The 4,314-nt window shown below is 62.3% G+C and carries 4 protein-coding genes; 3 read left to right on the top strand and 1 reads right to left on the bottom strand.

Annotated features, from left to right (window positions below):
* Window positions 1-139: 139 nt before the first annotated feature.
* Window positions 140-1,666 (top strand): IS21 family transposase, encoded by a 1,527-nt coding sequence (gene istA / locus BZF57_RS20515; RefSeq protein ID WP_162290999.1) that lies wholly within the window; start codon window positions 140-142, stop codon window positions 1,664-1,666.
* 11 nt (window positions 1,667-1,677) lie between these two features.
* Entirely contained in the window at window positions 1,678-2,418 is a 741-nt protein-coding gene (gene istB / locus BZF57_RS20510) for an IS21-like element helper ATPase IstB (protein WP_086738086.1), read from the top strand.
* A gap of 82 nt (window positions 2,419-2,500) precedes the next feature.
* On the opposite strand, the gene BZF57_RS20505 is transcribed toward istB, so the two are convergent.
* The gene (locus BZF57_RS20505; protein ID WP_086741213.1) at window positions 2,501-2,710 is read right to left on the bottom strand and encodes a hypothetical protein; all 210 of its coding nucleotides are present in this window, start codon (window positions 2,708-2,710) and stop codon (window positions 2,501-2,503) included.
* A gap of 163 nt (window positions 2,711-2,873) precedes the next feature.
* Here BZF57_RS20505 and BZF57_RS20500 point away from each other — a divergent pair.
* A protein-coding gene (locus BZF57_RS20500) for an IS3 family transposase (RefSeq protein ID WP_120222458.1) occupies window positions 2,874-4,240 on the top strand; the annotation gives its coding sequence in 2 pieces (ribosomal slippage) (window positions 2,874-3,225 and window positions 3,225-4,240; 1,368 coding nt in all).
* Window positions 4,241-4,314 lie beyond the last annotated feature (74 nt).

The following is a 4,314-nucleotide window of genomic DNA, read 5'->3' as shown; positions in this document are numbered from 1 at the left end:
GCGCGCGGTGTTCCGAGAATTGCGCGCGCAGCATTCCGATATGATCGCGCGCAGTTTGAGGTGAGGCTCACCTGATCGTTGGGGCATTCTTTCGACCGGATAACGGTTGGAGGAATGCATGCCGACGAGGAGAGTTACGATGCGCCATGTGCGCGAGATTTTGCGTCTGAGTCTGGACTGCGGGCTTTCGACGCGGGTGGTTGGCGAGCGGGTCGGGGTCGGACCGACGACGGTCCGGGATACGCTTCGGCGGTTCGATCGGTCGGGTCTGACTTGGCCAGTGCAGCCTGAAATGACGGACAGCGACCTGGAGTCCCGGCTCTACGGCGTGCCAGGGGTGAAGCCCGGGCGCCGCAAGTTGCCTGAGCCCGACTGGGCGGTGGTGGCGCGCGAGTTGAAGCGCAAGCACGTGACGCTGCAGATCCTGTGGGAGGAATACCACGCGGCGAACCCCGACGGCTATCGCTACAGCCGGTGGTGCGACCTGTTCCGGCGCTGGGAAGGCCGGCTGCCGCTGGTGATGCGCCAGAGCCATGCCGGCGGTGAGAAGCTGTTCGTTGATTATGCGGGCGACACGGTGCCGGTGGTGGTAGACCGCAGAACCGGCGAGATCCGCGATGCGCATCTGTTCGTCGCGGTGCTGGGCGGCTCGAGCCTGTCGTTTGCGTGTGCGACCTGGACCGAGCAGTTTGCTGACTGGGCCGAGGCTCACAATGCTGCCTTCGCATTCTTCGGCGGAGCGCCGCAGCTGCTGGTGCCCGACAATGCCAAGGTCGCGGTGATCAAGGCTTGCCACTTCGATCCGATGCTCAACCGCAGCTACACGGACATGGCTCGGCATTACGGGACGGCAGTGCTGCCGGCACGGCCGAGGAGGCCCAAGGACAAGGCGAAGGTTGAGGCCTGTGTCAGGATCGTCGAGCGCTGGGTGCTGGGCCGTCTGCGCAATCGCATCTTCTACAGCCTGGCCGAGCTCAACGCTGCCATTGCCGAGTGCCTTGCTGATCTGAATGAGCGCCGTGTGCTTCGCCAGTTCGGCCGCACGCGCCGCCAGCTGTTCGAGGAGGTCGATGCGCCGAACCTGAAGCCGCTGCCACCGGAGCCATGGGTTCATGCGCAATGGAAGCGCTGCCGGGTTGGGCTCGATTACCATATCGCGCTCGAGCAGCATCATTACTCGGTGCCGCACCGCTACGCGCGGCGCGAGGTTGAGGTGCGTTACACGGCCCGCAGCGTCGAGATCTTCCTCGGCGGCGAGCGGATCGCGGTGCACATGCGCGGCAGTGGCAATGGTCGGCACACGACCGTGCCCGAGCACATGCCATCGAGCCACCGGCGCTATCTCGACTGGACACCGGCAAAGATCCAGGAGGAGGCGGGCCGGATCGGCCCGATGCTGTCGCTGTTGATGGCGCGCATCATCGAGGACCGGCCGCATCCCGAGCAAGGCTACCGTTCGTGCCTGGGGATCATCGGCTTGTCCAAGCGGTTCGGCGCTGAGCGCCTTGAAGCGGCTGCGCTTCGCGCGCTGGAGATCGGCGCGCGCAATTATCCGTCTGTAAAATCGATCCTCGAAAAGGGGCTCGACAAGGTGCCCGTGTCCAAAGCCCCGGAGCGCGAGCCGATCCTGCACGACAATATCCGGGGCTCTCAATACTACCACTGAAAGGAGCAAGGATGCTCAAACACCCCACACTTGATCAGTTGAACCAGCTTGGCCTTATCGGCATGGCCCAAGCCTTTGCGGATCTGGATGGCAATGGCGATGCCGCCAGCCTGAACCACGCGGAATGGCTGGCGCTGCTGCTCGATCATGAAGCGACATGGCGCAATGACAAGCGCCTCGCCCTGCGCCTGCGTCAGGCAAAGCTGCGGCACCAAGCCGTGCCTGAGGACGTTGATTATCGCAGCGCCCGCGGGCTCGATCGGCGGTTGTTCGAAATGCTGCTGAAGGGCAGCTGGATCGCTGCCCATGAGAACTGTGCGATTATCGGACCAGCAGGGGTCGGCAAGAGCTGGCTGGCCTGCGCCGTCGGGCATCAGGCCTGCCGTGACAATCGCTCGGTTCTCTACACCCGCCTGCCGCGGTTGATCGACGAGCTGTCGCTTGCCAAGGGCGATGGCCGCATTGCTGCGCGCATGAAGAGCCTGGCCCGCGTGGACCTGCTCATCCTCGATGACTGGGGGCTTGAGCCGCTCGATGGCAATGCCCGCCATCATCTGCTGGAGATCCTCGAGGATCGCTATGGGCGCCGTTCAACGCTCGTAACAAGCCAGCTACCCATCGCGCGCTGGTTCGATCTCATCGGCGATCCGACCTACGCCGATGCCATCCTCGATCGGCTTGTCCACAACGCCCACAGGCTCGAGCTATCCGGGGAATCCATGCGGCGAAGCATCGCCGCTCAAGCCGCTTGACCCGCGGCAAAGCATAGTGCCACAACATACCAACGATCAGGTGCTTCACCTGCGCGCGATCAAAGCGGAACGCTGCGCGGCATCAGATCGGAATACATGCGCGCGATCGTCGGAATCCGCAGGGCACGACGACCTTGCCCTTAATCAGCAACACATTGTCGAAAGAATCTTGGCTGGTCTCGCCCTGAATCTCGGGCGCGAGCAGATGCATGACTTGAGCCGCCCATTCGACGTCACTGTCGGAACGCAACAGCGCAAACAGCGTCTTTCCTCCCGGCAGATCGACGGCCACCGCCTCGCCCTTGGCATGGCGGTATATTTGCGAATGGAGCGGGCTGCTGCCGGATCGGCCATTATTCTGCCTGACTTCTGTCCCCCGTCAGCACCAATGGCACAGATTTGAGGTTGTGATTTAAGGAGGGTTGGGGCTTCGTCGTAGTGACGAAGGAACGAAGATGAAGACCCAACCCTCCGTGAAAAAATCCCCTCCCAAGAAGGCCCCAGCTGAGCGGGTGGTCAAGGATATCCGCCGAGCAACCCGGCGCCATTTCTCTGCCGAAGAAAAGATCCGCATCGTGCTGGACGGCCTGCGTGGTGAGGACAGCATCGCAGAGCTGTGCCGCAAGGAAGGCATCGCCCAGAGCCTGTATTACACTTGGTCGAAGGAGTTTATGGAAGCAGGTAAGCGCCGGTTGGCCGGTGATACCGCCCGTGCCGCGACCACTGGCGAGGTGCAGGATCTGCGCCGCGAAGCCCGCGCCCTGAAGGAATGCGTGGCCGACCTGACGCTGGAAAACCGTTTGCTCAAAAAAAGCATGATCGCGGATGGGGGCGACGAAGAATGAGGTATCCCGCATCCGAGAAGCTCGAGATCATCAGGATCGTCGAGCAGTCCCACCTGCCTGCCAAGCGAACGCTGGACCAACTCGGCATCGCCCGGCGGACGTTCTACCGCTGGTATGACCGCTACCTCGCAGGCGGCCCGGAGGCGTTGGCGGATCGGCCATCGGCTCCAGGCCGGGTGTGGAACCGGATCGCGCCCGAGGTGCAGGACCAGATCGTCGAAATGGCGCTGGAGCAGTCCGAGCTGTCACCGCGCGAACTGGCGGTGCGATTTACCGATGAGCGCCAATACTTTGTGTCCGAAGCTACGGTTTACCGCCTGCTCAAGGCCCACGATCTGATCACCAGCCCGGCATACGTCGTGGTGAAAGCGGCTGATGCGTTCCATACCAAGACGACCCGGCCGAACGAGATGTGGCAGACCGATTTTACCTACTTCAAGATCATCGGGTGGGGCTGGATGTATCTCTCCACCGTGCTCGACGACTTCTCGCGCTACATCATCGCCTGGAAGTTGTGCACCAACATGCGGGCCGAGGATGTGACCGACACGCTGGATGTAGCGTTGGTCGCATCCGGATGCGACAGCGCCACGGTGTTGCACAAGCCCCGGCTGCTCAGCGACAATGGTCCCAGCTACATCGCGGGCGAACTGGCTGAATACATCGAGGCCAACAAGATGAGCCACGTGCGCGGCGCCCCGATGCACCCCCAGACCCAGGGCAAGATCGAGCGCTGGCACCAGACCCTTAAAAACCGCATCCTGCTCGAGAACTACTTCCTGCCCGGCGACCTTGAGGCCCAGATCGAGACCTTCGTCGAGCACTACAACCACCGCCGATACCACGAGAGCCTAAACAACGTGACGCCCGCAGACGCCTACTTCGGCAGGGCACCAGCCATCATCAAACAACGCGAAAGGATCAAGCGACAGACCATTGAACATCGGCGCTTGCAACACCGTAAGCTCGCCGCCTAAAACCCAACAACAGACGAGGCCCGCACTCCGCTAATTTACGCCGCGACCTGTGCCAAATGTTCTGACGACGGACA

This window comes from Erythrobacter colymbi (genome assembly GCF_002155685.1).
GTDB classification, from domain to species: domain Bacteria; phylum Pseudomonadota; class Alphaproteobacteria; order Sphingomonadales; family Sphingomonadaceae; genus Erythrobacter; species Erythrobacter colymbi.
The sequence above is the reverse complement of the archived record's forward strand: the minus strand, read 5'-3'. Positions and strand labels throughout refer to the sequence as shown.

Bases quoted from the DNA above. Each gene is read 5' to 3' on its own strand.
- istA (WP_162290999.1), top strand. From the start codon at position 140: ATGCGCCATGTGCGCGAGATTTTGCGTCTGAGTCTGGACTGCGGGCTT.
- istB (WP_086738086.1), top strand. From the start codon at position 1,678: ATGCTCAAACACCCCACACTTGATCAGTTGAACCAGCTTGGCCTTATC.